This is a genomic window from Delftia sp. WSY_7 (assembly GCF_043104845.1).
GTDB lineage: Bacteria > Pseudomonadota > Gammaproteobacteria > Burkholderiales > Burkholderiaceae_C > Comamonas > Comamonas tsuruhatensis.
The window spans coordinates 36,699-61,008 of record NZ_JBICLB010000015.1 but is presented as its reverse complement, the minus strand read 5'-3'; the positions used below and the strand labels follow the sequence as shown (position 1 = coordinate 61,008).

General features: G+C 64.2%; 25 protein-coding genes and 1 pseudogene. 11 read left to right on the top strand and 15 right to left on the bottom strand.

Going from position 1 to position 24,310, the window contains the following annotated elements; translation table 11 throughout:
• Positions 1–39: 39 nt before the first annotated feature.
• The 3 genes from fahA to ACF8ME_RS07565 form a co-directional block, all read right to left on the bottom strand.
• On the bottom strand, positions 40–1,356 hold the full coding sequence (gene fahA, locus ACF8ME_RS07575; protein ID WP_151019666.1) for a fumarylacetoacetase: 1,317 nt from the start codon (positions 1,354–1,356) through the stop codon (positions 40–42).
• A gap of 75 nt (positions 1,357–1,431) precedes the next feature.
• On the bottom strand, positions 1,432–2,250 hold the full coding sequence (locus ACF8ME_RS07570; protein ID WP_392415915.1) for a 3-hydroxybutyrate dehydrogenase: 819 nt from the start codon (positions 2,248–2,250) through the stop codon (positions 1,432–1,434).
• The gene (locus ACF8ME_RS07565; protein ID WP_016450321.1) at positions 2,247–2,990 is read right to left on the bottom strand and encodes a GntR family transcriptional regulator; all 744 of its coding nucleotides are present in this window, start codon (positions 2,988–2,990) and stop codon (positions 2,247–2,249) included. Before ACF8ME_RS07565 ends, ACF8ME_RS07570 begins: the two co-directional genes overlap by 4 nt.
• Positions 2,991–3,166: 176 nt before the next feature.
• Between ACF8ME_RS07565 and ACF8ME_RS07560 the strand changes: the two genes are divergently transcribed.
• From ACF8ME_RS07560 to ACF8ME_RS07550, 3 genes are all read left to right on the top strand, one after another.
• Positions 3,167–5,416, top strand: a complete 2,250-nt coding sequence (locus ACF8ME_RS07560) for a hypothetical protein (protein WP_392415913.1) — start codon at positions 3,167–3,169, stop codon at positions 5,414–5,416.
• Between the two features lie 72 nt (positions 5,417–5,488).
• Positions 5,489–6,604, top strand: a complete 1,116-nt coding sequence (locus ACF8ME_RS07555) for a 3-deoxy-7-phosphoheptulonate synthase (RefSeq protein ID WP_043825515.1) — start codon at positions 5,489–5,491, stop codon at positions 6,602–6,604.
• 435 nt (positions 6,605–7,039) lie between these two features.
• Positions 7,040–8,341: an MATE family efflux transporter gene (locus ACF8ME_RS07550; protein WP_392415911.1), complete on the top strand. Its 1,302-nt coding sequence runs from the start codon at positions 7,040–7,042 to the stop codon at positions 8,339–8,341.
• Positions 8,342–8,440: 99 nt separating this feature from the next.
• Here ACF8ME_RS07550 and ACF8ME_RS07545 read toward each other — a convergent pair.
• The 3 genes and pseudogenes from ACF8ME_RS07545 to ACF8ME_RS07535 all read right to left on the bottom strand — a co-directional run bounded on the left by ACF8ME_RS07545 (position 8,441) and on the right by ACF8ME_RS07535 (position 10,275).
• Positions 8,441–8,883 (bottom strand): annotated as a pseudogene (locus tag ACF8ME_RS07545) (PaaI family thioesterase).
• Positions 8,876–9,343, bottom strand: coding sequence for a MerR family DNA-binding transcriptional regulator (locus tag ACF8ME_RS07540; protein ID WP_392415909.1), 468 nt, complete (start codon positions 9,341–9,343; stop codon positions 8,876–8,878). Before ACF8ME_RS07540 ends, ACF8ME_RS07545 begins: the two are co-directional and overlap by 8 nt.
• A gap of 29 nt (positions 9,344–9,372) precedes the next feature.
• The gene (locus ACF8ME_RS07535) at positions 9,373–10,275 is read right to left on the bottom strand and encodes a LysR substrate-binding domain-containing protein (RefSeq protein WP_209672543.1); all 903 of its coding nucleotides are present in this window, start codon (positions 10,273–10,275) and stop codon (positions 9,373–9,375) included.
• A gap of 117 nt (positions 10,276–10,392) precedes the next feature.
• Between ACF8ME_RS07535 and ACF8ME_RS07530 the strand changes: the two genes are divergently transcribed.
• Entirely contained in the window at positions 10,393–11,016 is a 624-nt protein-coding gene (locus tag ACF8ME_RS07530; protein ID WP_047325949.1) for a glutathione S-transferase family protein, read from the top strand.
• 20 nt (positions 11,017–11,036) lie between these two features.
• Positions 11,037–12,074 (top strand): LLM class oxidoreductase, encoded by a 1,038-nt coding sequence (locus ACF8ME_RS07525; protein ID WP_047325948.1) that lies wholly within the window; start codon positions 11,037–11,039, stop codon positions 12,072–12,074.
• A 63-nt stretch (positions 12,075–12,137) separates the two neighbouring features.
• Here ACF8ME_RS07525 and ACF8ME_RS07520 read toward each other — a convergent pair whose 3' ends face one another.
• Positions 12,138–12,920: an SDR family oxidoreductase gene (locus ACF8ME_RS07520; protein ID WP_016450326.1), complete on the bottom strand. Its 783-nt coding sequence runs from the start codon at positions 12,918–12,920 to the stop codon at positions 12,138–12,140.
• A 66-nt stretch (positions 12,921–12,986) separates the two neighbouring features.
• Here ACF8ME_RS07520 and ACF8ME_RS07515 point away from each other — a divergent pair, with 66 nt between their 5' ends.
• The gene (locus ACF8ME_RS07515) at positions 12,987–13,934 is read left to right on the top strand and encodes a LysR family transcriptional regulator (RefSeq protein ID WP_047325946.1); all 948 of its coding nucleotides are present in this window, start codon (positions 12,987–12,989) and stop codon (positions 13,932–13,934) included.
• Between the two features lie 162 nt (positions 13,935–14,096).
• On the opposite strand, the gene dbpA is transcribed toward ACF8ME_RS07515, so the two are convergent.
• The 3 genes from dbpA to ACF8ME_RS07500 form a co-directional block, all read right to left on the bottom strand.
• Positions 14,097–15,497, bottom strand: coding sequence for an ATP-dependent RNA helicase DbpA (dbpA, locus tag ACF8ME_RS07510; RefSeq protein ID WP_016454517.1), 1,401 nt, complete (start codon positions 15,495–15,497; stop codon positions 14,097–14,099).
• A gap of 341 nt (positions 15,498–15,838) precedes the next feature.
• Positions 15,839–17,515, bottom strand: coding sequence for a hypothetical protein (locus ACF8ME_RS07505; RefSeq protein WP_016450329.1), 1,677 nt, complete (start codon positions 17,513–17,515; stop codon positions 15,839–15,841).
• Between the two features lie 143 nt (positions 17,516–17,658).
• A complete protein-coding gene (locus tag ACF8ME_RS07500; protein WP_193584884.1) occupies positions 17,659–17,970 on the bottom strand; it encodes a hypothetical protein in 312 nt (103 codons plus the stop codon).
• Positions 17,971–18,076: 106 nt separating this feature from the next.
• Here ACF8ME_RS07500 and ACF8ME_RS07495 point away from each other — a divergent pair, with 106 nt between their 5' ends.
• A complete protein-coding gene (locus tag ACF8ME_RS07495; protein WP_047325945.1) occupies positions 18,077–18,463 on the top strand; it encodes a hypothetical protein in 387 nt (128 codons plus the stop codon).
• Between the two features lie 205 nt (positions 18,464–18,668).
• Here the strand turns inward: ACF8ME_RS07495 and ACF8ME_RS07490 are convergent, their stop codons facing one another.
• Both ACF8ME_RS07490 and ACF8ME_RS07485 read right to left on the bottom strand, forming a co-directional pair.
• A complete protein-coding gene (locus tag ACF8ME_RS07490) occupies positions 18,669–18,968 on the bottom strand; it encodes a hypothetical protein (protein ID WP_047325944.1) in 300 nt (99 codons plus the stop codon).
• Positions 18,969–19,229 (bottom strand): hypothetical protein, encoded by a 261-nt coding sequence (locus ACF8ME_RS07485; protein ID WP_133074251.1) that lies wholly within the window; start codon positions 19,227–19,229, stop codon positions 18,969–18,971.
• Between the two features lie 373 nt (positions 19,230–19,602).
• Here ACF8ME_RS07485 and ACF8ME_RS07480 point away from each other — a divergent pair, with 373 nt between their 5' ends.
• The gene (locus ACF8ME_RS07480) at positions 19,603–20,916 is read left to right on the top strand and encodes a hypothetical protein (RefSeq protein ID WP_392415907.1); all 1,314 of its coding nucleotides are present in this window, start codon (positions 19,603–19,605) and stop codon (positions 20,914–20,916) included.
• Here ACF8ME_RS07480 and ACF8ME_RS07475 read toward each other — a convergent pair.
• Both ACF8ME_RS07475 and ACF8ME_RS07470 read right to left on the bottom strand, forming a co-directional pair.
• Positions 20,904–21,041: a hypothetical protein gene (locus ACF8ME_RS07475; RefSeq protein WP_189354339.1), complete on the bottom strand. Its 138-nt coding sequence runs from the start codon at positions 21,039–21,041 to the stop codon at positions 20,904–20,906. The genes ACF8ME_RS07480 and ACF8ME_RS07475 overlap by 13 nt on opposite strands.
• 32 nt (positions 21,042–21,073) lie before the next feature.
• A complete protein-coding gene (locus tag ACF8ME_RS07470) occupies positions 21,074–21,253 on the bottom strand; it encodes a hypothetical protein (protein ID WP_133074249.1) in 180 nt (59 codons plus the stop codon).
• Positions 21,254–21,490: 237 nt separating this feature from the next.
• On the opposite strand from ACF8ME_RS07470, the gene ACF8ME_RS07465 reads away from it, so the two are divergent.
• The 3 genes from ACF8ME_RS07465 to ACF8ME_RS07455 all read left to right on the top strand — a co-directional run bounded on the left by ACF8ME_RS07465 (position 21,491) and on the right by ACF8ME_RS07455 (position 22,869).
• Positions 21,491–21,805, top strand: coding sequence for a helix-turn-helix transcriptional regulator (locus ACF8ME_RS07465; RefSeq protein ID WP_012203973.1), 315 nt, complete (start codon positions 21,491–21,493; stop codon positions 21,803–21,805).
• On the top strand, positions 21,802–22,158 hold the full coding sequence (locus tag ACF8ME_RS07460) for an SRPBCC domain-containing protein (RefSeq protein ID WP_392415904.1): 357 nt from the start codon (positions 21,802–21,804) through the stop codon (positions 22,156–22,158). The genes ACF8ME_RS07465 and ACF8ME_RS07460 overlap by 4 nt, the downstream gene beginning before the upstream one ends.
• A 105-nt stretch (positions 22,159–22,263) precedes the next feature.
• Positions 22,264–22,869: an ATP-dependent Clp protease proteolytic subunit gene (locus ACF8ME_RS07455; protein WP_392415902.1), complete on the top strand. Its 606-nt coding sequence runs from the start codon at positions 22,264–22,266 to the stop codon at positions 22,867–22,869.
• Between the two features lie 360 nt (positions 22,870–23,229).
• Here the strand turns inward: ACF8ME_RS07455 and ACF8ME_RS07450 are convergent, their stop codons facing one another.
• The gene (locus ACF8ME_RS07450) at positions 23,230–24,195 is read right to left on the bottom strand and encodes a DNA/RNA non-specific endonuclease (protein WP_392415900.1); all 966 of its coding nucleotides are present in this window, start codon (positions 24,193–24,195) and stop codon (positions 23,230–23,232) included.
• Between the last annotated feature and the right edge of the window lie 115 nt (positions 24,196–24,310).

Below are 24,310 nucleotides of genomic sequence, written 5' to 3'. Positions count from 1 at the left end.
CGGGCGACTCCATCGCGCCCGATCGATTGGAGGCTGCTGTCAGCCCTGGCGCGCGGGCAGCACCGTGGCGCGGCACTCGCCGAAGCCGATGCGCGCGGCGCCCGGCTTCTCGCACCAGCCGCGCAGGATCACGGCATCGCCATCCTGCAGGAAGGTGCGGCTCTCGCCATTGGCCAGCGCCACGGGCTTCTTGCCGCCTTCGGTCAGCTCCAGCAGAGCGCCGGCCTCGGTGGCCGTGGGGCCGGACAGCGTGCCCGTGCCCAGCAGGTCGCCGGGCTGCAGGTCGCAGCCGTTGACGCTGTGGTGGGCCAGCAGCTGGGCCATGGTCCAGTAGGCGTGGCGGTAGCTGGTGTGGGTGATCTGCTGGGCGGCCTGGCCTTCGGCGCGCATGCGGCCGGTCTCCAGCGCCACGCTCAACTGCACGTCGAACGCGCCGCGCTCGGAGTTGGCGGCCGAGCTCAGGTAGGGCAGGGGCTGGGGATCTGCGGCGGGCCGCGTAAAGGCCGTGCGGTAGGGCTCCAGCGCCTCCAGCGTCACGATCCAGGGCGAGACCGTGGTGGCGAAGTTCTTCGACAGGAAGGGGCCCAGCGGCTGGTATTCCCAGGCCTGGATGTCGCGCGCCGACCAGTCGTTGAGCAGGCACAGGCCGAAGATGTGGTTCTCTGCCTCGTCCATGGAAATCGCCTCGCCCCAGGCGTTGCCGGCGCCGGTGTAGATGCCCATCTCCAGCTCGTAGTCCAGGCGTGCGCAGGGCTTGAGTGCGGGCGCGGCGGCGTCGGGCGCCTTCAGCTGGCCCATGGGGCGGCGGAAGTCCACGCCCGACACGCGCAGGCTGGAGGCGCGGCCGTGGTAGCCAATTGGCACCCACTTGTAGTTCTCCATCAGCGGGTTGTCCGGGCGGAACAGCTTGCCGACGTTGGTGGCGTGGTGCACCGAGGTATAGAAGTCCGTGTAGTCGCCGACCTGGGCCGGCACGGCGTACTCCACCTCGGCCTGGGGTACCAGGCAATCCTTGAGGGCGTCCTGCGCGGCAGCGCCTTCGCGCAGCGCGCGCGACAGCGCCAGGCGCAGGGCCGACCAGGCGGCCGGCCCCATGGCCATGAAGCCGTTCAGGCGCTGCTGCGAAGCGGCCTCCAGCTGCGGCTGCACGGCATCGCCCAGCGCCTTGAGGGCGCTTGCGCGCGCCAGGTCCAGCACCTGGTCGCCGATGGCCACGCCGCCGCGCCAGGCCTCCTGGCTGCCTGCGCGGCGGAACACCGCGTAGGGCAGGTTCTGGATGGGGAAGTCGCTGGCGCCGGTGTTGGCCGAGGCCACCCAGCTGCGCAGGCCTGCGTCATGGGTTTCGTTCAAGGACATCTGTCTCTCCTGGTTGGGTTTGTCTGTCGTTGGTATGAAAAGAGGTTTGGTGGGGCAGGGCGAGGCGTGGCGGGGTCAGGCGGCGGCAAAGCCGCCGTCCATGTTCCAGTGTGCGCCGCGCACCTGGTCGGCCTGCTCGCTGGCCAGGAAACCGGCCAGCGCCGCCACCTGCTCCACGGTCACGAAGGCCTGGGAGGGCTGCTTGGCGCCCAGCAGCTGGCGGGCCGCCGCGTCGGCATCCAGCCCCTCGCGCGCGGCCAGCGCATCGATCTGCCGTTGCACCAGCGGCGTCAGCACCCAGCCCGGGCAGATGGCGTTGCAGGTCACGGGCGTGGTGGCGAACTCCAGCGCCACCGACTTGGTCAGGCCGATCAGCCCGTGCTTGCTGGCCACATAGGCCGGCTTGCGCGCCACGCCCACCAGCCCGCTGACCGAGGCGATATTGATGATGCGGCCCCAGCCGCGCTCCAGCATCTGCGGCGCGCAGGCCTGGATGGCGTGGAAGGGCGCCGACAGGTTGACGGCCAGCAGCTCGTCCCACTTGCCGGCCGGGAATTCGAGCAGCGGGCTCACATGCTGCATGCCTGCGTTGTTGACCAGGATGTCGATGGCGCCCATCTCGGCCGCAATGCGCTGCGCCAGCGGGGCGATGGCGCTGCCGTCGCGCAGGTCCAGCCCGTAGTGGCGCACCGGCACGCCATGCGTTTGGGCGATTTCGCGCACCAGCGCATCGGTCTCGGCAGAAGCGGCGGCCTGGCCATGCAGCGCGATGGCCGCGCCCTCGCTGGCCAGATGGCGCGCCACGGCCAGGCCGATGCCGCTGGTCGAGCCGGTGATCCAGGCCACGCGGCCCGCATGCGGGCGACAAGCCGGGGAGGAGGGGGTGGGGTTCATTTCAGGAGATCCATTTCCATATGCACGTACTCGCTGAGAAAGCGCACCCGCGCCCAGTAGATCAGCAGCCCGTCGGCATTGCAGGCCCAGCGCAGCGCCTGCATCAGCGGCGTGCCCAGGGCCACGCCCAGGTGCTCGGCGGCCAGTTCGTCGGCCGGTGCCACGCTCAGGTGCTGGCGCGCCACGGCAATGCGCGAGGGGTCGCTGCTCAGGGCCACGGCCAGGGAGCTGCGCTGCAGCTGGGCCTCGATCTCGGGGAACAGTTCCTGCTCCAGGTACAGCTGCGACAGGCAAAACCGCGCCGCGTCATGGTCGTACACGCGCAGCAGGTGCACGTAGGCGGGGGCCATGCGGCCCACGTCGGGGAAGCCTTCGGGAATCGGCGGCAGGCAGTCCCGCCCGGTGTGCAGGGTGATCTGGCCGATGTGGGCGCCAAAGGCCACCAGCTCCTTCCAGCTGGTGGGCAGCAGAAAGGACGGCGGCTTGTAGGGCGCCGCAATCACCCGCGTGCCGCCGCGCTTGCGCGTGAGCAGCAGGCCCTCTGCCACCAGGGCGCCCAGCGCCATGCGCACCGTGGTGCGCGACACGCCATGCAGCGCCTGCAGCTCCTGCACCGTGGGAATGGCGCTGCCTACGGGCCAGGCGCCCGTGGACACCTTGCTGCGGAACAGCCGCGCCAGCTGCAGGTGCAGCTTGTCCCGGCCTTGTTGAGGGGCCGACGCGGTGGAGTTGGAGGGCATGAAGGCAATAAAGTATCTATTCAGTGCTTTTATTTTTGCACAAAGCAATAGCCCTGACAGCCTGCACTGACGCCCGTCGTTGACAAATGTCTTCAATTGGACAGGCCGAATGACTTTTAAACTGCGGCCCTTTTTCCGTTTTTCGAACGTTGGCCAGAGCGGCCGTTGGGTATTTCATGCAGCAGCAACATGCTTGGGAGTTTTTTCGCGCCGGTGGAGTGGACCAGGTGGTCATCCGCACCGGGCAGGACATTGCGCACATCGGCGAGCTGGACCAGAAGCTGTGGGTGGCCCTGGCCTGCCCCACGCGCGGCATCGAGTTCGACAGCGACACGCTGGACCTGATCGACGAAGACAAGGACGGCCGCATCCGCCCGCCCGAACTGATCGCCGCCTGCCAATGGGCCGTGGCGCGCGTGCGTGACCCCCAGGTGCTGGCCGATGGCGGCGACGTGCTGCAACTGTCCAGCCTGGAGCGCGACAGCGAGCAGGGCGCCTTGCTGCATGCCGAGGCCGAGCGCATGCTGGCCCTGTCCGGTCAGGCCGGCGGCGCCGCGCTGAGTCTGGCCCAGGTGCGCGAGCGCCTGGCCTCCCTGGCGGCCATGCGCTTCAATGGCGACGGCATCGTCAGCCCCGCCACGGCCGAGGGCGACAAGGCACTGGCCGAGCTGATCGAACGCATTGGCAAGGCCTACGGCACCACTGCCGGCGCCGACGGCGTGGCCGGCATCGCGCGCCAGCAGGCAGAGGCCTTCTATGCGGACCTGCGCGCACTGCGCGACTGGCATGCGGGCGCCGAGGCCCTGGGCTGCGGCATTGCCGAGCGCGACCAGGCCCTGGCCGCCGCCCGCGCCGTGGACGCGGTGCAGGCCAAGGTGGACGACTTCTTCGCACGCACACGCCTGGCCGCCTTCGACACGCGAGCGCAGGACCCGCTCAACCCCTCCGTGGAGGGCTATGCCGCCCTGGGCCGCGAAGTGCTGGACAGCGGCGCCCAGGCCATTGCCGCGCTGCCCCTGGCCGCCGTGGCGGCCGACCGCGCGCTGCCGCTGGCCCAGGGCGTCAACCCCGCATGGGCCGGCGCGCTGCAGGCGCTGCGCGAGCAGGCCGTGCAGCCCGTGCTGGGCGAAGACCTGCAGGAGATCACCGCCGCGCAGTGGGAACAGGTCAAGGCCGCCCTGCAGCCCTGCCGCCAATGGCTGGCGGCCCGGCCCGCCACGCCGCTCGATGCCCTGTCTCAACAGGAGGTGCAGGCGCTGCTGGACGGCGGCCAGGAAGCCGCGCTGCTGGACCTCATCGCCCAGGACGAGTCCGAAAAGGAACACAGCCTGCAGGCCGTGGCGCTGGAAAAATTGATCCGCCTGCAGCGCGACCTGCTGGCGCTGCTCAACAACTTCGTCTCGTTCAGCAGCTTCTACCGGCGCGAGGGCTCGGCCTTCCAGGCCGGCACGCTCTACCTGGATGCCCGCAGCTGCGACCTGACCGTGGAAGTGAGCGACACGGCTGCCCATGCCGCGCTGGCCGGCCGTGCCAAGACCTGCCTGGCCTACTGCGAGCTCCGGCGCGAGGGCAAGAAGAAAGCCATCGTCGCGGCCTTCACGGCGGGCGATGTGGACTTTCTCTTCGTGGGCCGCAACGGCGTGTTCTATGACCGCGCAGGCAACGACTGGGACGCCACCATCGTCAAGCTCATCGAGAACCCCACCAGCATCGGCCAGGCCTTCTTCCTGCCCTACAAGAAATTCCTGCGCATGGTGGAGGAACAGGTGGCCAAGCGCGCCTCGGCCAAGGAGGAGGGCGTGACCGCCAGCCTGGGCACGCAGGCCGGCCAACTGGTCACGGCGCCCGGCACCGCAGCGGCCAGCGCCGCCACAGCCACGGCGGCCGCCGCCCCGCGCAAAACCGATGTGGGCACCGTGGCCGCCCTGGGCGTGGCCCTGGGCTCCATCAGCGCCGTGCTGGTGGGCATCTTCGGCAAGTTCATCGACCTGGGGCCCTGGATTCCCGTGGCCCTGGTCGGCCTCATCGCGGCCATCTCAGGGCCCAGCATGATGATTGCCTGGCTCAAGCTGCGCCAGCGCAGCCTGGGGCCCATCCTGGACGCCAGCGGCTGGGCCATCAACGGCCGCATGCGCATCAACCTGCCGCTGGGCCGCAGCCTGTCGCAGACCGCCAAGGTGCCGGTGGGCGCGCGGCGCAAGGCGGGCGACCCCTATGCGGAAGGCAACGGCCTGCGCAACACCCTGGTGGCGCTGGCCGTGGTGGCCTTGCTGGCGCTGATGGCCTGGCGCCTGCACTGGGTCGATGGCCTGCTGCCCGCCGGCTGGCAGTACGGCGCGGCACCGGCCGCTGTGCCGGCTGCGCCAGAGTCCGCACCTGCGCCTGCGCCAGCAGCGGCACCGGCACCTGCAGCGGCGGTTCAGTAAGTCGATGCCAAGGGGCGGGCAAGCCACTTGCCCCGCCCCGGTCGGGAAACCTCAAGGCGCGACAATAGCGCCATGACCACCCCCACCCACGTACAACGCAGTGCCGTGCCCCTGAGCACGCACGACACCACCCGCATCGACGACCTGCGCATCAAGGCCGTGCGCCCCCTGATCACCCCGGCCCTGCTGCAGGAATGGCTGCCCGCGCCCGAAGCCGCGCAGCAACTGGTGGAAACCAGCCGCGCCGCCATCTCGGACGTACTGCAGGGCCGGGACGACCGGCTCATCGTCGTCGTCGGACCCTGCTCCATCCACGACCACGACCAGGCCATGGACTATGCGCGCCAGCTCAAGGCCCAGGCCGACGCCCTGGCCGGCGAGCTGCTCGTGGTCATGCGCGTCTACTTCGAGAAGCCCCGCACCACCGTGGGCTGGAAGGGCTACATCAACGACCCGCACCTGGACGGCAGCTTCGCCATCAACGAAGGCCTGGAAATGGCCCGCGCCCTGCTGCTGGACGTGCTGGCCCTGGGCCTGCCCGTGGGCACGGAATTCCTGGACCTGCTGTCGCCGCAATTCATCAGCGACCTGGTCAGCTGGGGCGCCATCGGCGCGCGCACCACGGAAAGCCAGAGCCACCGCCAGCTGGCCAGCGGCCTGTCCTGCCCCGTGGGCTTCAAGAACGGCACGGACGGTGGCGTCAAGGTGGCCAGCGACGCCATCCAGGCGGCCAGCGCGCCCCACGCCTTCATGGGCATGACCAAGATGGGCCAGTCCGCCATCTTCGAGACCCGCGGCAATGGCGACTGCCACGTCATCCTGCGCGGCGGCAAGCAGCCCAACTACGGCGCCGAGCATGTGCAGGCCGCCTGCGCCCTGCTGGAAGGCGCAGGCCTGCGCCCGCAGGTCATGATCGATGTCTCCCACGCCAACAGCAGCAAGCAGCACCGCCGCCAGATCGACGTGGCGGCCGACGTGGCCCAGCAGATCGCCGGTGGCGATGCCCGCATCACGGGGTTGATGATCGAAAGCCACCTGCAGGAAGGGCGGCAGGACATCGTGGACGGCCAGCCGCTGGCGCATGGCGTGTCCGTGACCGATGCCTGCATCAGCCTGGAGCAGACCGTGCCTGTGCTGGAGCAGCTGGCTGCAGCAGTGAAGGCGCGGCGGGCGAAGCTGCGGGGGTGAGTTGACTGGTCGGGTCTGTTTTGGACCCGCGTCAGACAAGGGAGCAGTCCTGTCCTTCGGCAGGACTGCAATGCTGCAACCGCTACAGCGCAGTGGCGTGCATACAGGTCGCCGATGTAAAGACAGGGTCGGCAGACTGCGAGATCTCATTCAGATGCTGGGGCAGCGCATGCCCGCATCACGCTTTTCAGACCAGTCCGATTGCGTCATGCATTTTCGCATTGAATGATTGATTTTTATATCGGCTCAAGAGATTTTCTATTGTTGCATCCAGTGTATCTCAAGGATTGCGCCGATATGTTTGTCCATATTCCGCAGTGACAGGGATGGCGGGCAATGAATAATGAATGGCAGCTTCAACGTAACCCAGGATCTTCATTTCAAAGAATTCGGGTCATATATCATGGGTTTTGATTCTGCGGAGGAGGGATAGGTATGAGGCCTGGTGATGCAAAGCGGGTATTTGACCTCGCAGTTGGGCGCTCCGCCCCGCCGCTTGCCTCCATGGTCACCATTTTTGCCATTAGTTTCCATAGCCCTGCTCTTGTTGCCCAATTCAGCATAGCTCTTTCCTTTGCTTCACTTTTCTTTGTATTTCCGGCGAGTATTGGCGCCATCTTCTTTTCGGAAATGGCTGCCAGCAAAGATAAGGAGCAGTCAGACTCACTCATCAGTTTGCTGCTTTGGCTGGTCCTCCTATACACCGGGTTTTGTTTTATTCTGGTGTATTGGCTTCCTGTTATCTCGAAAACCCTGATATCCGGTTTGCCAGAGGAACTGTTGGATGGGGCCGTATCGCAGGCAAGATTGATAATTCTGTGTATTCCATTCTTCGGAATCATCAATGTATGTAGCTGCGTTCTTGAGTCAAGATCACATACTGCCATCGTTGCAAAATTCAGAATGTGGCAGGTTTTTTTCCATGCAGCCTGTGTGATTGTTGTGCTGGTGCTGCTTGGGAGGAATGAGTGGATGAGTGATGACTCGGTCGCTCTTGCCTATCTGTTCAGTGACATCATTTTTTCCATTGCCGCATATGCTTTGATGCGGAAATACTGTCAATTCGGTTTTTCATTCAATTTTCGTGGATTGCCTGGCAGAAGAATATTTTCCGTTTTGATTCCTGGCTATGCCAATTCTTTCTTTGGAAAATATCTGCTTTATATATTGTCAATGTCTGTTGCAGGGCTGGGTGCAATGTATTCTGCAATTCAATCCCAAGCTTCTGCCATATTGCTTTTGGCAGAACTGCCTGCCATGGGAGTCTGTGCTCTTCTGGCGATGGAGATATCAAAAAATCGTGGAAGATGGGCAGTGCAATTTCAGTTCATCAAAGATTCTTCTTCATTGATGATTTATTGTGCCATTATTCCGGCTGTTGCATTGTTTGTATTCATGCTGTTCTATGAAATATCGATGGCCAATGGTTATCAAATTGTCGGTGAGGGGTTCCTTTCCTTGGTGTGCAAAGGAACTACGGATGTGGGGTTTTTCTATGCGGCAGCAATTTCTGGCGGGCTAGGCCTTTATTGGTCGTCAAGAATCATTTTTTGGGTTGTTTACGCATTGGTGTTTTTTGCCCCGATGTCATTGGGATTTCATGGCTCCAGTTATTCCATGATCAATTATGTTTTCTCATTTTCTTCTCTCCTGTCCTGTGCGCTGTTGGTCCTGCTTATCCGCAACAGGCGAGATTCCCTATCCGAAGAGAAGATTGGCTTGAAGCAGAGCCTGTAGCAGTGGTGGCCCTTGGCGAGGTGATCTGTCCTTCGGCAACCCCGCAACCGCCACGACGCAGGCGCTGACATACGGGGTGGGGAGGCGGCGGGAGCGCCCTCAGGCCCGCGCTGGCCTGGGCTCCAGATTGCGCGCAGTCCCCAGCCAGGTCGCGCAATGCGTTTCATGACCATCCTCGGCCACCGCGAACAGGTCGGCTGCGCAGATGCTGAGCACGCGGCCGGCATCCACCACGCGGCCGCGCGCCCGCAGGTGGGTGCCGCGTGCGGGGGCGAAGAGCTTCACGCTGCCGTCCACCGTGGCATTGGCCCAGCCGGCAGGCAGCAGCGAACCTGCGGCCGACACCGCCGCAAAGTCGCCCAGTGCAAAGACCGCCGTGGCCTGCAACTGGCCCGGCTGAAAGCACAGGGCATCTCCAGCTCGGTGGCTCCGGGCTCGGCACGCACGAAGCGCAGGCCCAGGGTGCGCGCCATGGGCATGGCCAGCACGGCGTTCTGCAGCGCCTGGGTGGATGGGGTGGGGTGCGTGGTCGGCTCAGTCATGGCCTGTCTCCTTCGTGGTGGGTGAAGCGGCACGGCGCACGCGCGGCCAGGGCGCGGCGGGTTTGTCGGGTGCGTTGGATGGGGCCGGTGCCGTCTGCGTCAGATCCCGCTCGGCCTGGCGGGCGCGCAGCCACTGCACATGGTCCAGGGCCTGGGCGCGCTGGGCCTGCAGCGCAGCGATCTGTTCGTCTATCTCCTGTACGCGCTGCTGCACGGCATCGGCCAGGTCACCGGGGCCTATGCGCCCCGCACGCCAGGCGCGCAGGTTCTCCGCAATGCGCGGCAGCCCGAACCCCAGCGCGCGGGACATGGCGATGAACACCACCTCGCGCCGGGCCGAGCGCGGATAGTCGCGGTAGCCATTGGGCAGGCGCCGGGGCTTGAGCAGGCCCGCGCGCTCGTAGTGCCGCAGCGCGTGGATGGAGACGCCCGTGAGCCGGGCGAGTTCGGAGATCAGCATGTGCCAAGGCTAGCAAGGCTCGTGCTGGGCTAGGGTTGGGAAGGGGACAGGTTTTTTCCCGCCTCGTCGCGAATCCATTCCAGGAACGCGCGCACTTCGGGGCGGTCGGCCGCTCCGGGCCGCGTCACCGCGTAGTAGGCAAATCGTGCGGGCCATGGCTTGTCCAGCACCTGGATGAGCCGGCCCGCCGCGATTTCTTCCTGGGCATAGGCCTGCGGCACCAGCGCCAGGCCCTGGCCAGCCTCTGCCGCACGGATCAGCAGGAAGTCATCGTCAAAGGCACTGCCGCGCTCCGCGCGCAGGTCGTCGGCCACGCCATGCGCTTTCAGCCAGAGCGGCCAGTCTGCGCGGTCGCCGTCGTGCAGCAGGGGGTAGTCGAGGCAATCGCCGGCCCCATGGATCACGGCCCCGTGCGCCTTCAGGAATCCCGGCGAGGCGACGGGCGTCAGAACCGGCGCCATGAGGGGGAGAACCTCCAGCCCCGGATAGTCTCCCAGCCCGTGGCGCAAGGCCACGTCCACCCGGTCGCGCCGCAGGTCCACCAGTTCCGATGTGGCCTCCACGCGGATTTCAATGTCCGGGTGCAATTGCTTGAAACGCCCCAGCCGGGGCACCAGCCACGATGCCGCGAACATGGCGACCGTGCTGACGGTCAGGCTCCGTCTTGCCTTGGTGCTTTCCAGGTCGTGCATGGCCTGGTCGATTTGAAGAAACGCTTCGCGCAGCCTGGGGAACACGCTGGCGCCTGCCTCGGTCAGCCGCATGCCAAGGCGCTCACGCTCCAGCAACACCACTCCCAGGCGGTCTTCCAGCACGCGGATCTGCTGGCTGACGGCGCCGGGCGTGACGTGCAGGGCCTGTGCCGCTGCCTTGACGCTTTTGCGCTGCCCCACTTCCACGAAAGTGCGCAGCGCCTGCAATGGATAGGTCATATTGTTTTTAGATTTACTAAATTCATGGAGCAAAAATCATCGCTTTGAATGAGATGTTTATCGCTTGAGAATAAGTCTTGCCAGTGATTCTATGAATTCAGTTTATCTAAAAGTTATATGCTCCATCTCTATTCAGACAGCTCCCCCAATGGCTTCAAGGCGACCATTGCGCTGGAAGAGCTTTCGCTGCCTTACCAGCTGCACCATGTGCGCATCGATGAAGGCGAGCACCGGCAGCCGGCCTTTCTGGCGCTGAATCCCCATGGCCGCATTCCCGTGCTCACGGACAGCGAGACGGGTGTGGTGTTGTTTGAGTCAGCGGCCATTCTTCTGTACCTGGCCGACAGGAGCGGGCAGCTGCTGCCAGCGGACCTGCAGGCCCGCTGGGAGGCGATCAAATGGCTGCAATTCCAGGCGTCCAGTGTCGGGCCGCTGCTGGGCCAGCGCGTGCACTTCGAGCTGTTCGCGGACAGCCCTGACCCTGCGGCCATCGAACGCTACCGGCGCCTGACGGAGGAGGCGTTCACGGTGCTGGACCACGCGCTGCAAGGCCGTCCCTATCTGGCTGGCGACAGCTACTCCATTGCAGACATTGCCCATTTCGGCTGGATGCACATCGCGCGAATCATCCACTTCGACTTCAGCCGGCACCGCCATCTGAGCGCATGGCATGAGCGGGTCGCGGCCCGGCCTGCGGTGCGCAAGGGCATCACGCTGCCGGCACCGGCAACCGGCGCATGAACACGAGTCAGGTCCAGACAATGAATGCAACTCCTCTCTCCCCGCGCACGGGCGGGGCTTCCTATGCCTCGTTCTACGCACACCCTGGCTACCGGCGCATGTTCGCACCAGACCGGCTGACCGTGGGCATCTTCCTGCCGCTGCGCAGCTACAAGGGCGACATGTCGGTGCTGCGCGGGCAGGCGGATCTGGTCACCCGCATCGACCAGAATGGCTTTGCCGCCGTGTGGGTGCGCGATGTCCCCTTGTTCGATCCCTCGTTCGGGGACGCCGGGCAGGTATTCGACCCCTTCACCTACCTGTCTTTTCTGGCGGCCCGTACCCGCAAGGTCGCCTTGGCCACCGGCAGCGCCATCGTCTCCCTGCGCCATCCGATCGACCTGGCCAAGGCCGCCACAAGCATTGACCAGCTTTCCGGTGGCCGGCTGGTGATGGGCGTGGCCTCCGGCGACAGGCCGATGGAGTTTCCCGCCTACGGGCTGGAACACGAGGCCCGGGCACAGCGCTTTTCCCACGCGGTTGCCTATATGCGCCAGCTCATGCAGCCCGGGCACCTGGACATCGATTCCCCGCTGGGGCGCCTGGAAGGCGCCGAGTTTCTCCCCCAGCCCGTTGCGGGGAGCATTCCGCTGATGGTGACGGGATCGTCCGGCCAGTCGCTGGCGTGGATTGCCGAGCATGCAGATGGCTGGCTGACCTACCCCGGTGCCACCCATACCCCCCGGGGGCCCCAGCACCTGGCCGAGAAAATCCGCGCCTGGCGTGACCTGATCCCTGGAGGCGCGTTCCGCCCGCACATGACGAACGAGTGGATCGACCTAGTCGATGACCCCGGCCACCCCCCGACCCCGTTGCATGGGGGCTATGTCCTGCGCACCGGGCGCAAGGGACTGGTGGCATTGCTCGAACAGTGGCAGGCGGCGGGGGTGAACCACGCGGCGCTGGGCATCCAGTGGTCACAGCGCCCGCCCGCCGAGGTGCTGGAGGAACTGGCCCAGGAGGTGCTGCCGCACTTTCCCTCGCACGAAGGGCTGCCGGCAGTGGCGGCTGACTGGTGAACGCAGGCCTGGGCCAGGAATGGCCGGGTCGCGGCGAACTTGCATCCCTGAGACCGGGGGCATTCAAGCCGGCTGCGCTGCAGGCCTCATCACGCGCGCCGTGAACCGGGCCATGAACTCGCGCGTGACAATGCGCCCGCCCAGGGCCGTCAGGTAGTTGGCGCAGCCGTGCACCACCGAGGCGCGGTTGTCGTCGAAGGCTTTCAGCCCCAGGCGAACCACGTCTTCGCTGGATGCTTTTTTCCCGAAGGATGCGGCCTCGCCGGCGCGGGCGAAGAACGCCGTGTCGGTAGCGCCCGGGCACAACGCCAGCACGCGCACGCCGCGCGGCCGGTACTCGGCCCAGAGCGCTTCGCTGAACGAAAGGACAAAGGCCTTGGTCGCGGCGTAGACCGCCATGTACGGGACCGGCTGAAACGCTGCCGTGGAGGCGATGTTGATGACGCCGCCCTGGCGCTGCTCCAGTGCAGGGAGACACAGGTGCGTCAATTCCACCAGGGCGCCCACATTCAGGTCGATGGCCTCCCGCTGTATGTCCAGCGCCAGTTCATCAAACCTGCCGTGGGTGCCGAAGCCGGCGTTGTTCACCAGCAGGTCCGGCAGCAGGCCCCTGGCGCTGACGGCCTCGAAGACCCGCCGGGCCGCCCCGGGTGCGGCCAGGTCCTCCACCAGGAATTCGGCGCCGGGCAATTCGCGGGCGAGCTTCTCGAGCCTGTCGCGGCTGCGCGCGATCAGCACGACTTTGGCGCCACGGCGGGCAAGCTCCCTGGCGAATACTTCACCGATGCCCATGGAGGCGCCGGTCACCAGGACGGTTTTCTGGGAGAAATCAAAAGGGGTTTTCATGCACTCGAGTATTGCGACGGGGGGCCCGCCTGGGAATGGGCAGCGCTGGTAAGCTGATTTGCATTCATGAAAAACCAACCGCCCACCACCTGGGATGACCTGCGCGTGCTCCTGGCGCTTCACCGCCACCAAAGCCTGCTGGCCGCAGGCGCTGCCCTGGGCCTGTCCACCTCCACCGTCGCGCGGCGCATCGAGGCGCTGGAGCAATCCCTGGGCCGCGCCCTGGTACACCGCAGCAGCGCAGGGACGACGGTCGAGCCCGATGCGATGGAACTGGTGGAGCTGGCCGAGCAATTCGAGCTGGGACTGGGCGGCATCAAGCGCGACGACCGGCCCGCTGAGAAGGCCCATGCGCTGACCGGCACCATCCGCGTCAGCATGGGCGAAGGCTTCGTGAAGCCGGTGACCGCCGTGCTCTCGCAGTTGAGAAGCGCGCACCCCGGACTGCATATCGAAGTGGCCGTGGAGTCGCGCTTCACGGATGTCGGGCGGCGCGAAGTGGACGTCGCGCTCCGGGTCGGGCGCTCCAGCTCGGCCGTGGTGGTGGAGAAATGGGCGGGGCAACTGACGTTTGGCCTGTACGCCTCGCACGGCTATGTCGAGCAGCGCCTGCCGGGTCGCCGCCTGCGCGTGCAGGACTTCGCCAGCCACGATTTCGTGGGACAGGACCTGGCCACCGGCCGGCAGGACGCCTCCAACCTGTGGCTGGCCAGCCGGGGCGCCACCCGGTTCGTCTTTCGATCCGGCTCCGACCTGGCCCGCCAGGAGGCCACGGAGCAAGGCCAGGGCATCTGCCTGCTGCCCGACGCCATGGCCCATGCCGTGCCCGGCCTGGCACGGCTGGAGGTGGATGCGCCGCTGCCGTCCTGCCCGGTGTACCTGGCCTATCACCGCGACCGCCGCAACGTGCCGGGCGTGCGGGCAGTGATCGACGCGCTGGGCGCGGCGCTGGCCGAAGGGCTGCAGCCGCCCGCAGAAAAAGCCGAAGCGGCCAACCCTGCCGCGCAGTCATGACAGGCCCGGTCTTTCCAGACCGTTCAAGGCGAGGGCGCGGCCGACGGACCCGGTGAGCAGCCAGGACCATCGTTGGTCGTCGATCCCAACGAAACAAGAATGGGCAGTGGCTGGCGCGAAACGACCCGTTGTGGTCGTTCGTGCCTCGGCGCCTGCAACCGCTCAATCCTTGAGCAAGCGCGCCTTCACCGTTCGCCCCTTGATCTTTCCGCTATTGAGCCGGGCAACCACGTCATGCGCAATCTTGCGGTCCACTGCCACATAGGTTGCGAACTCGTTGATGTCGATCTTGCCCACTTGCTCGCGGGTGTAGCCCAGGTCTGCGGTGAGCGCGCCCAGCACATCGCCCGGGCGGATCTTGTCCTTGCGGCTGGCATTGATGTGGATGGTGGCCTTGGATGGCAGGAGCCGGCCGCCGGGAGTCGGCGTCAGCTCGTCCAGCGGGTACCAGACGGATGGGCTGCCCTGCATCTGCTCGATGTTTCCGACCGCGCCCATTTCGTCCATCGTCGCAAGACTCAGGGCCAGGCCTTTCTGGCCGGCGCGGCCTGTGCGGCCGATGCGGTGCACGTGCACTTCAGGGTCGGGCGTGATGTCCACGTTGATGACGGCGCCCAGGTTGGTCACATCCAGCCCGCGAGCCGCCACATCGGTGGCGACCAGCACGGAGCAACTGCCGTTCACGAAGCGCACCAGCACCTGGTCACGGTCACGCTGCTCCAGATCGCCGTGCAGCTCCAGCGCGCTGTAGCCCTGGGCCTGCAGCAGCTCGGCAAGGGCCCGGCAGCGCGCCTTGGTATTGCAGAAGGCCAGCGTGCTCTCGGGCCGGAAATGCTCCAGCAGGCGAGCCACCGCAGGCAGCCGCTCTTCCTTGTCCACCTCGTACCAGCGCTGCTCGATCTGCTCGCCGCTGTGCTGCGCGGCAACCTTGACCGTGACCGGGTCACGCATGAATCGCGCGGCCAGCTTGGCGATGCCTTCAGGGTAGGTTGCGGAGAACAGCAAGGTCTGGCGCTGCGGGGGGCACTGCTTGGCGACCTTGGCGATGTCATCGACGAAACCCATGTCGAGCATGCGATCCGCTTCGTCGAGCACCAAGGTGTTCAGCGAATCAAGGTTCAGATTGCCCCGGTCCAGGTGATCGATCACACGGCCGGGCGTGCCCACGATCACGTGCGCGCCGTTCTCAAGGCTCGCGTTCTGGCCGCGCAGCGGAACGCCGCCGGACAGGGTCACCACCTTGACGTTGTCTTCCGCACGCGCCAGGCGGCGAATCTCGGTCGTCACCTGATCGGCCAGCTCGCGGGTGGGGCAGAGCACCAGGCCTTGCACCGAGAAATTGCGCGTATCCAGCTTGGCCAGCAGCGCCAGGGCAAAGGCTGCGGTCTTGCCGCTGCCGGTCTTCGCCTGGGCGATCACATCCTTGCCTTCAAGCGCAGGGGGCAGGCTGGCGAGCTGAATCGCCGTCATTTCAAGGTAGCCGAGCCGCTCAAGATTGGCGAGCGTCGCAGGCGAAAGCGCAAGTTTGTCGAAGGAATGGGGGGAAGCCGAGGGTGCAGTCATGGCGGCATTTTAGTTTTGGCGCTCTCAGGACCGGGGCGCGGCACGCTGGTCACTGAGAAAGAACAGGGGCTTGCTGGGCCATTGCCGGCATGTGCGAGAAGACGGCCAGCGGGGTGTTGACGGCATGGATGGCAAGAGGTCTGCCGTGGGGCTAACAGATAGCAACCAGCCTGAAGCTGCCGGCCAGCAGTCGGCTGGCGACCCATTGCGGTCTTCGAAGCAAATTCAAAAGCGGTCGTCCAGAGCACCCCAGTTTCGAAGACCTGCGGCCGCATCGGCGTAACTCAATGCAAGCCTGAAGGCTCTTGCAAACGTTGGCTGGCGAGCGGTCGGCTGGCCTACTACCGGCCGCGCTTCTCCAAAATCGCGATGAGTTCTGCGTCGACCTCGTCCGGCACTTGGTTCTGTCGATGGCGAAGTCGTTCAACTACCGTGCCGGTCGGGGGATGGCTGTCCCACGCCTCGCGGCTCCAGTCGCCCCGCAGCAAGATGTCCCAGTAGATCTCGCCTTTCGTGCTATCCACCAGATCGCCTGCGTCATCGGGGGCTGCGCCGTAGCTCAGCAGCAGCGCCGCCAGCGGTAGGCAGATCGGGCGCATCTCGCTGCCGCGACCGCACAGCAGCAGCGCAACGGCACCGAGCAGCGAGCCGCGCCAGTACAGACGCTTGTAGCGGAAGTCAGCGTCAATGCCGCTGCCCGTCAATTTGTGCAAGCACAGGCGCACAGGCATGTTGGCGTCTAACCCCTGGGCAAGCAGCCCGGCCAAGAAATCCAAGATCAACTGACCATCGCGCGCCGGGACGAAGTGTCGGTCGCCGTTCAGTGGGACGTCGGCCATGAGCGCCCGCTCCTTGGCGTCGAAAATGCCAACTAACACCTCGCGCTGAAACGCATCGGGCTCCATCCAGAACGCGGCGCTGGCACCGTTGGTGAGCAACTCATTGGCCAGGGTCAGCGGCTGGCAACCCATCGTCGGGTGGCGCATGACGTTACGCAGCAGGGAGGTGGGGCGGTCATCCCACAGCGGGGTGTCCAGATTCACCCCTGCGGCGACCAGCTCGGCAACGGTTCCTGCGTCGCGCTCCTGCCAGTACAGGCGCTCCAGGCGGCGCTGATCGCTCATGGCCGGCGGCGCAACGGAGCGCGCGCCCAGTGTCTCCAGCACGGCCAGCACGTCCAGCCGGTCCTTAAAGAAACTCACACTGTTGAAGAGAAGGCTGCCCCTCACCTGCTCCGGGTGCAGGGCCCAGCGGATCTGCGCGTTGACGTCCACGCCCTCGCGAGAGGCCAGCAAGGCCAGCAGTTCGGGATGTTCGCAGAGCGCGCGCAGCACACACTCCGAGCGCCACAGCGCCACGGGGTCGGCTTGTGGCGCCTGCACGAGCGTGCGCAGCAGTGCCGGAGTGTTCTTGCCGCCGTAGCTCTGCACCACCTCTGCGACCTCGTCGACCCAGGCCAGGCAGGCGATTAGGTCGACGTTCGCGTCCAGCAGCGCCGACACCGCCTTGCCTAGCCGGGCCTTGGCCGCATGCACCAGAAGCGGCGTGCCATCGACCACGGCATTCTTCGGTGCGCCGGCCTTGATGGCCTTGGCGAAGGCAGCCTCCTTGCCGTCCAGCAGCAGCTCCAGCAGCTCCTCCTCCTCAGTCAGCATCGGCGCCGGGAAGGCCTTGGCAGCAACCTTTTTGCCGCCTTGGTAATGCAGCGTTCGCGTTTCGCCGACCTGCCCGTACCAGATGCGCACTCGGATGTGCGTCGCGCCGGCGTCGTGCAGTGCCTGGATATGCGCCTTCTCCAATTCGTCACCGGATGAGGTGTCAATCACGAAGCGCAGCGTCTCGCCCCGCAGCGACGTACTGGTCACGAAGGGCTTCTCCCAGTCGTCGAAGCAAGCTTGCAGCGGCGCGGGCCACTGGTCGGCGAACTGGCCGACTGCGGTCTGGAGGTGACCGTGCAGCGCGGAGAGCATAAGGGCATCAGCGCCGATGCAGGTAAAGGTCAGGATGTTGGAAGACATGAGGGGGGTGTAGACAGGCGAGAAGGCGTCTGAGGCGCCATTGTGTCCAAGCTCGGTGCCCGTTAGCTTGACACTTTGTCCACACACCCATATCCAGCCTTTGCGACTTTCAATCGACGTTGCAAATTCGGCTTTGGATTTGACTATCGGATAAAAGCAATGTCCGCTCTTGGCCGGTTGCCGTCGTCTGAGAGGAGCAGCTTCTCTTGGCGATATCGATACGCAGCCAGCAATCTCTTGCCGCCCCATCCTGCCGACATCCCGTCATAGCGGCTGCCCAGGCGTTCCCCCTGCCGCCTAGCCACCAACCCCAATACAGCTTTTTTCTCCTGCGCCCGACCGCCGCGAGCAAGCGTGCTCCACGCCAGGATCACTTCAGCAAGATCATCGTCCTCGCAGTAAAGGTAGGCAGTCGGCACTCCGAGGATTTGCGCAATCCGGTGAGACTTTTCCACGGGTGGCCGCCATCGTCGTATCCAAGCCGAAGACAACCATCCTGGCTCGGCTTCCTTCTACGAATTCCGTAGAGACGCCCCTCGCCGATTCAACGAGCATCGCAGGATGCCTCATCATCCCGATCATTCAACGGCTGCTTCTGCCGCGCCTCGGCTCGCCGACCTCGCCATTGACGCCGTCCTGCACATGGGCGCCGCGCTGGATGTGCTGGACCTGCACGCACGCCACAACATCACGGCCATCAATTGCGTCTGCCGGGATCTGCTGCGCATCTACTACGTGAAGGCCGATCAGGCGCAGTCGCTGGAGCCTGAGGACAAGGAATTGCTGGGCCTGTTGCACGACACGGCGGTGAACCTGGGCTATGCCATCGAGGTGGTGGACCACCTGAATGGCGACGAGGCTGACGACCCCATCCTCTATGCCGTGAGCTATCTGCTCAAGGCGGCCAAGCGGTTTGCGGATGAAGGCTTGTCGGCTGGGGTGTCGTGATGGGGGAGGGCGCGAACATATTGCCTGCGCTTCACATGCAGGGAATCTGCGTGCGTTGGAAGGCTGCAGTTCGCCGGAGCCATGAATTCGTGCACTGTGGCGACGGAGTTTTGAACAGAGCCATGCTCGTCGCTGCAGGCTCGTACTGATTGGGCTTTTTTTGGCGACGCTAGAGGCTTGGCGTTGGCAACCGTTCCCTATGCAGCTACGCCTTATGTCGGCGCAGAACGGCGAAGCAGCGATGCCGAATCCGTTGGGAAATGTGCTTGTTCTCAGATACCAGGGCCAGCGCTTGAAGCACCTCAGCGTTCACTGGTGCACCTTGCTCCAGCCATTCGATGGCCAGGCCCGGCCAGTAGTCGGAGGCTTCGTAGCCCAGGCCGGCCAGGACGATTTCAACGGGCGATGCACTGCCTGAATAGGCTTGCAGCGGGTGCTCCAGATGCAAAAGCAGGATGCGCGTGTCCATTGGGTTGAATTTCAAAGTTTTGCTGCGGGGCTGCATTCACTGAATCCAGTTGCCACGCCGGGCATGGGTGCGCGTCCATCCGTCATCGAGCTTGCCGCCGTTGATCTCGCAGGAAGCTGGCGTCTGCGTCGTGCCCTGCACTCTGGCGCCCGTGTGGTTTGTCATGGAAACGGGGGCGGCAATCACGAGGGTCACCACCCGGCGATCCTTGGTGGCACTCAGGTACGTTGCGCCCGGGGGCAGGCCGGCATTCTTCTGGTACCAGTCAAGACACATGCGCGCTTCTTCCTCCAGCATGGAGGAGGGCGATACAGCCTGTGGTGCGGGGGCAGACGCGGGCTTGGTGGCGGGCTCGGTCGGCATCGCATCCCGCAAAGGCCTGGAGGATGCAGGGGGCGGGTCCAGTTGCATGGGCTTGGCGGTGGTGCCTTGCGGGCAAGGGGCATCCTGGTACCAGGTTTTTCCGTCGGCAAGGCATTTCATGACGGCCTGGGCATCGGGGACCAAGCCAGCCGCTGCCACTATCCACAGCAGTTTTTTTAGCATTGCTTCCATCCATTGTTCTGTGATCGACTTCTGTCTTGAAGAAGATGCTCTGGTATCAAACGTTCAAGAACTATGCGATGCTTGCTCATACAAGTTGACTTGTCGTTGATGCTGATCCCCGTAATTGAAAACGATATTTTTAGCTAGGGTCAGCAAGGGTGGATTATATGGTCTGCCAATATTAAGAAAATGGGGGCTACGAGTGTCCATACATAGCGAAGAACAGGCAGCGGCTGACGGAGGTTCTGCGGCAGCGCTTCGGCTATTGAACGGAATCGCGTTGTTGCCTTTGCATGGTATGGCAGAAGCCCGAAACCAGAGCATGCCCAGTTTTTTGCATGAAATCACTGGATTGTCTAAAGCACGTATCTCTCAGGGAAACCTGGATGCGATCAGGCCATCCACACTGAGAAGAATAAATGAGCATATAGGCCGATTGCTAGGGCGCAAATTTTCAAATCCAGCTGAACTGGAAAAAGCGCAGAAACACATGGAGATGATACCTCGGACCTCTTCTGGAAAGTACGGTCCATGGAGCGGGTTCATTCATCAACTTGAGTTTCTTCCTCATATTCCATTGCCGATCAGTAAGGCGGCTGGGTTGGAATTGGATGATTTTCTGGAAGCCCTGGTTTTTGCATGCGTTAAAAATGAACTGGAGAGTTTTAAGCTAATTCTGCACAACCACATGAAGGAGCATTCGGCGCAAGTTGGAGAAGTATTGAGTCCAACACCTGTGCTTGAATTGGAAAGCTGGCTGCAGGTAACTCGGGTATTTGTGGATTTTTCGGACACACTGTACCTTGATGTGATAAGTGCTTTGGATGCTGAATGGAGCAGCCATTATTTTTCTGGCCGGCAGAGTATGCCGCTATTTCCGTTGGTGATGGTGCGCCCACAGGATGGTTTGCTGAAGCAGCAAGTTGCCACATCTCGCAAGAATCTCTTCTTCCGGCCTTCCCGTCGCCTGCTGGAGTTTTTGTATGCATTGGCGGTCTATTCTCGATATAAAAAATGGCCTGACAAACCGCCAAGCCCAAGCAAGCTTGCTTCAATACTCTACAGGCCGCAAGAGCAGGAATCACTAAGCGCCAGTGTTGTCAGCAGCTACTTTGATGGCTCTACCAAGCTCACACTGGATCTGGTATGTGAGCATTGGGAACAGCTCATGCGTCATTTTTTACCTGAACGAGCCAATGAAGCCATGCCACCTTACCCCATGATTTTCCTGGCGCTTCACTGGCAGAGTATTTTGATTCAAGACAACGGAAAATCATTCATGATATTGGATCTGGATCAGTACAACACGCTCTGGCGCCACTATCGCAAGAAATGGGATTTGCTTGAGGAAGAGTCGGGTAAGGATTCGATTCAACCAAGCCACAAGAAGACTGAGATCATCGAGTGGCCGGCCTGGATGCTCAGTCAACCTTCATGATTTTTCTGAGCGATGAGATTTTCCCAGTCATCTGGGCGCTGATCCTCTCCGCGCGAGTGCCAGTACTCATCATTGTTGGGATTGCATTGATTCGCATGGTTGTCGTTGTCGGCTTTGCTGGGCATGGTCGCTCTCCTTGATTGATGTGTCGGGAATTTCATTTCTGCTTTTTTGCGATGGCTTGTTGCATTCGACCAACATACGAGCCCTTGGGCACGCTACCGCCGCTCTTGATTGCAACGGCGCTTTGAATACGGGAAACCGCCGTTTGGGTGATGGGGGATTTGGGCTGGTTGCCGGGCGCAGGCGCACTACGGCGAACGGATGGCTTGGTCATGGAGTCTCCAATGAAGTTGAGAACGTGGCATTTTTCGGTGCCACGTAGACACTTTCATCGATCAGTTCAATGGAGTTCGTCCAGAAATGTTCACTTTGGCGTGGTCGTGTGGGGCAGAGAGCAATTTTTGGAGGCACCCACGTCTGGCGCAGGGTGCGGTCTATGCCAAAGCTGGTCGGAAGGCACGTTATTCATGGACTGCTTGCATTTAAAATAAGTGGTTGCTAAAGTGTCGTCATGCCCGAGAACGACATCTTCAAGGCCCTGGCCGACCCTACGCGCCGCTCCATCTTCGAGAAGCTGGCCGCTGGCAGCATGCATGCCAGCGCGCTGCGCGAGGGGATGGAGATCAGCCAGTCGGCCATGTCCCAGCACCTGGCCGTGCTGCGCAATGCGGGGCTGGTGAGCGAGCAGCGCCAGGGGCGCTTCATGCATTACGAGGTCGATCCCGAAGGGCTGGCGCAGATTGCGGGCTGGCTGGCGAAGTACCGCGCCTACTGGCCGCAGCGCGTGGATGCACTCAAGGGCCTGCTCAAGGACATGGACCAATGAACAAGATGAGCAATATGGACACCGACGATGCGGCCCGCGAGCTGGTGCAGGAGTACGCGCTGGACGCTCCGCCCGAGAAGGTCTGGCGCGCCCTGAGCATTCCCGAGCTGCGCGCGCAGTGGCTGCCGGGCACCGAGCATGCCGAGCCTTTGCGGCAGGTGCCGCAGCAGGAACTGCGCCTGCGGCTGCGCGAGGCGGAGCCTCCCTTTCTTGAAAGCACGGTGGACCTGCAGATCAGCCCCGGCGCCGATGGCGGCACGCTGCTGCGCATCGTCCATGTGCTGACCGATGCGCGGTTGCAGCCCGCCAGGGAAGCGGCCAACGACGGCGGCTTCCTGATGTACGCGACCTGATGCACCTGACCTGATACACGCGACCTGAGGACCCCGGGCAACGGGGCATGCGGCGCAGGGCCGCAGCCCTTTCTTTTTTTCACCACCACACACAGGAGTTCGCCCATGCGCGAATCGATGATGCTCGTCCCCATGGTTGTCGAACAGTCGGCGCGCGGAGAGCGGTCCTTCGACATCTACTCGCGCCTGCTGCGCGACCGCGTGATCTTTCTCAACGGCGAGGTCAACGATGCGGTCTCTGCCCTGGTCTGCGCGCAACTGTTGTTCCTGGAGGCGGAGAACCCGGACAAGCCCATTCACCTCTACATCAACTCGCCGGGCGGGGTGATCACCAGCGGGCTGGCCATGTACGACACCATGCAGTTCATCAAGTCACCCGTGCACACGCTGTGCATGGGCACGGCGCGCTCCATGGGCTCCTTCCTGCTCATGGCCGGCGAGCCCGGCCACCGCATGGCCCTGCCCAACGCCAGCCTGCACGTGCACCAGCCGTTGGGCGGCGTGCAGGGCCAGGCCTCCGACATCCGCATCCATGCCGAGGAAATGCTGCGCACCAAGGACCGCGTGACACGCCTGTACGCCCAGCACTGCGGCCGCAACTACGAAGAGGTGGAACGCGACCTGGACCGCGACCGCTTCATGACCGCAGAAGAAGCCCGCGAATGGGGCCTGATAGACAAGGTTCTGGACCGGCGCACGGTAACCCCCTGAGCCGCAGCGCCAGCAGCGCGCAGCGCGCCCCTTCTCCACCCCCCGTATGTCAGCGCCTGCGGCGTGGCGGTTGCGGGGTTGCAGTCCTGCCGAAGGACAGGACTGCTTCGTGATCTGACTCGCTGCGGTTGTTTGAGCGGCGCGCGAAGCGCAAAGCGAGTTCCGCAGCGAACCCCGCAACCGCCACGACGCAGGTTGCCCGCAGCGAAGCGGAGGGTCGCGGACATCCGGGTCGCCTTCTTTGATCTGACCTTTCTTGGCGAATCAAGAAAGGGCAGTCGGCCGCCGGGCCGAGACCCGGCCTCGAAAAACAACCCCCCGGCAGGGGCAAGAAACAGTTCCCTGGCCCACGCCAGAAGACTAGCTGCGCCCCCTCATCACCCCCGCCAACAACGGCATCCCCGTCCTCCGAGTGAACTCCTCATAACTGATGGGCGCACTCATCCGCGTATCCGCACTGTTGGCCTGCCAGTGCGCCCAGGCCCGCCCCGTGCTGGCGTCGTAGACCAGCTTGAAGATATGGCTGGGCACATGGACCTTGCCCGGCCCGATGGTCAGGGGCTGGCCGTCGAACACCGGCCCGGTGAAGACGTAGACATCGCCCTTGGCGCGCTGGGCGTAGCGGCGCGTGTCCTGCTCGACCTTGCTCCAGACGCCGCCGTTGTGGGTCTGGTCCTGGGGAACCATGTTGGCCAGGCTGAAACTCTGGGCCATGGCCTCGGGCGAGTACATGTCGCCGGCCGGCGCCATGTGGCCGCGCGAGTAGCCGGAGCGGCGGTAGTCGTCCAGTTCGGCACGCTCGGCGCGGGGCAGGCGGGCATCGGCATAGAACTTGTCGCTGCGCTTGAGGCCCTGGCCCTGCTCCAGCAACTGGCGGTTCAGGCGCTCCACCACGAAGACGGGCGTCTTGGTCTGTCCGCTGTGCAGCACGGCGAAGGCGCTGAAGCACAGCTCGCGCTGAAGGGGCTGGACCTGCAGGGCAGGGGGCTCGCCACCGGGGAAGAAATCGCGGCAGTGCGAAAAGCCCGTGGCCAGGCTGCCGGCAGGCGGGCTGGCGCCACCGGAGGCCGTGCCCGAACCTGTCTCCGGCTGCTTGCGCAGGTGCTCCAGCCCGGGGATGGGCAGGGTGGACAGCAGGGGCGGCTCGGGCAGCTTGGGATGCCAGTTCGGGTCCAGGCTGCAGCTGGCGATCTGGAAGGTGCCCGCTGCCGCCACCACGGCGGCGATCACGGAGCGCCACAGTCCGCTGCGGCCGGAGGCTTTCTTCTTGGAGGCGGGGGAGGAACTGCGCTTGCGCGCGGAAGGCTTCTTGTTCTTGACTGTCATTCGGGGGCGGCAGGCGCTGGCCGCAGGGAGGCAAGTCCGCAATGGCGCGGGTTCTGGTTCGGGTCCTAGGAATTCTCCTATGTTTCCAGGCCCCCAAATGTGTCCAGGTGCTCCG

Excerpts from the sequence above, each read along its gene's own strand:
- ACF8ME_RS07555 (WP_043825515.1), top strand. The coding sequence starts at position 5,489 with ATGACCACCCCCACCCACGTACAACGCAGTGCCGTGCCCCTGAGCACG.
- ACF8ME_RS07520 (WP_016450326.1), bottom strand. The coding sequence starts at position 12,920 with ATGAAAACCCCTTTTGATTTCTCCCAGAAAACCGTCCTGGTGACCGGC.
- ACF8ME_RS07460 (WP_392415904.1), top strand. The coding sequence starts at position 21,802 with ATGAACAAGATGAGCAATATGGACACCGACGATGCGGCCCGCGAGCTG.
- ACF8ME_RS07550 (WP_392415911.1), top strand. The coding sequence starts at position 7,040 with ATGAGGCCTGGTGATGCAAAGCGGGTATTTGACCTCGCAGTTGGGCGC.
- ACF8ME_RS07465 (WP_012203973.1), top strand. The coding sequence starts at position 21,491 with ATGCCCGAGAACGACATCTTCAAGGCCCTGGCCGACCCTACGCGCCGC.
- dbpA (WP_016454517.1), bottom strand. The coding sequence starts at position 15,497 with ATGACTGCACCCTCGGCTTCCCCCCATTCCTTCGACAAACTTGCGCTT.
- ACF8ME_RS07525 (WP_047325948.1), top strand. The coding sequence starts at position 11,037 with ATGAATGCAACTCCTCTCTCCCCGCGCACGGGCGGGGCTTCCTATGCC.
- ACF8ME_RS07485 (WP_133074251.1), bottom strand. The coding sequence starts at position 19,229 with ATGCTGGAGGAAGAAGCGCGCATGTGTCTTGACTGGTACCAGAAGAAT.
- ACF8ME_RS07495 (WP_047325945.1), top strand. The coding sequence starts at position 18,077 with ATGCCTCATCATCCCGATCATTCAACGGCTGCTTCTGCCGCGCCTCGG.
- ACF8ME_RS07455 (WP_392415902.1), top strand. The coding sequence starts at position 22,264 with ATGCGCGAATCGATGATGCTCGTCCCCATGGTTGTCGAACAGTCGGCG.
- ACF8ME_RS07470 (WP_133074249.1), bottom strand. The coding sequence starts at position 21,253 with ATGACCAAGCCATCCGTTCGCCGTAGTGCGCCTGCGCCCGGCAACCAG.
- ACF8ME_RS07515 (WP_047325946.1), top strand. The coding sequence starts at position 12,987 with ATGAAAAACCAACCGCCCACCACCTGGGATGACCTGCGCGTGCTCCTG.
- ACF8ME_RS07505 (WP_016450329.1), bottom strand. The coding sequence starts at position 17,515 with ATGTCTTCCAACATCCTGACCTTTACCTGCATCGGCGCTGATGCCCTT.
- ACF8ME_RS07540 (WP_392415909.1), bottom strand. The coding sequence starts at position 9,343 with ATGCTGATCTCCGAACTCGCCCGGCTCACGGGCGTCTCCATCCACGCG.
- ACF8ME_RS07490 (WP_047325944.1), bottom strand. The coding sequence starts at position 18,968 with ATGCAGCCCCGCAGCAAAACTTTGAAATTCAACCCAATGGACACGCGC.
- ACF8ME_RS07570 (WP_392415915.1), bottom strand. The coding sequence starts at position 2,250 with ATGAACCCCACCCCCTCCTCCCCGGCTTGTCGCCCGCATGCGGGCCGC.
- ACF8ME_RS07560 (WP_392415913.1), top strand. The coding sequence starts at position 3,167 with ATGCAGCAGCAACATGCTTGGGAGTTTTTTCGCGCCGGTGGAGTGGAC.
- ACF8ME_RS07565 (WP_016450321.1), bottom strand. The coding sequence starts at position 2,990 with ATGCCCTCCAACTCCACCGCGTCGGCCCCTCAACAAGGCCGGGACAAG.
- ACF8ME_RS07530 (WP_047325949.1), top strand. The coding sequence starts at position 10,393 with ATGCTCCATCTCTATTCAGACAGCTCCCCCAATGGCTTCAAGGCGACC.
- ACF8ME_RS07475 (WP_189354339.1), bottom strand. The coding sequence starts at position 21,041 with ATGCCCAGCAAAGCCGACAACGACAACCATGCGAATCAATGCAATCCC.
- ACF8ME_RS07450 (WP_392415900.1), bottom strand. The coding sequence starts at position 24,195 with ATGACAGTCAAGAACAAGAAGCCTTCCGCGCGCAAGCGCAGTTCCTCC.
- ACF8ME_RS07535 (WP_209672543.1), bottom strand. The coding sequence starts at position 10,275 with ATGACCTATCCATTGCAGGCGCTGCGCACTTTCGTGGAAGTGGGGCAG.
- fahA (WP_151019666.1), bottom strand. The coding sequence starts at position 1,356 with ATGTCCTTGAACGAAACCCATGACGCAGGCCTGCGCAGCTGGGTGGCC.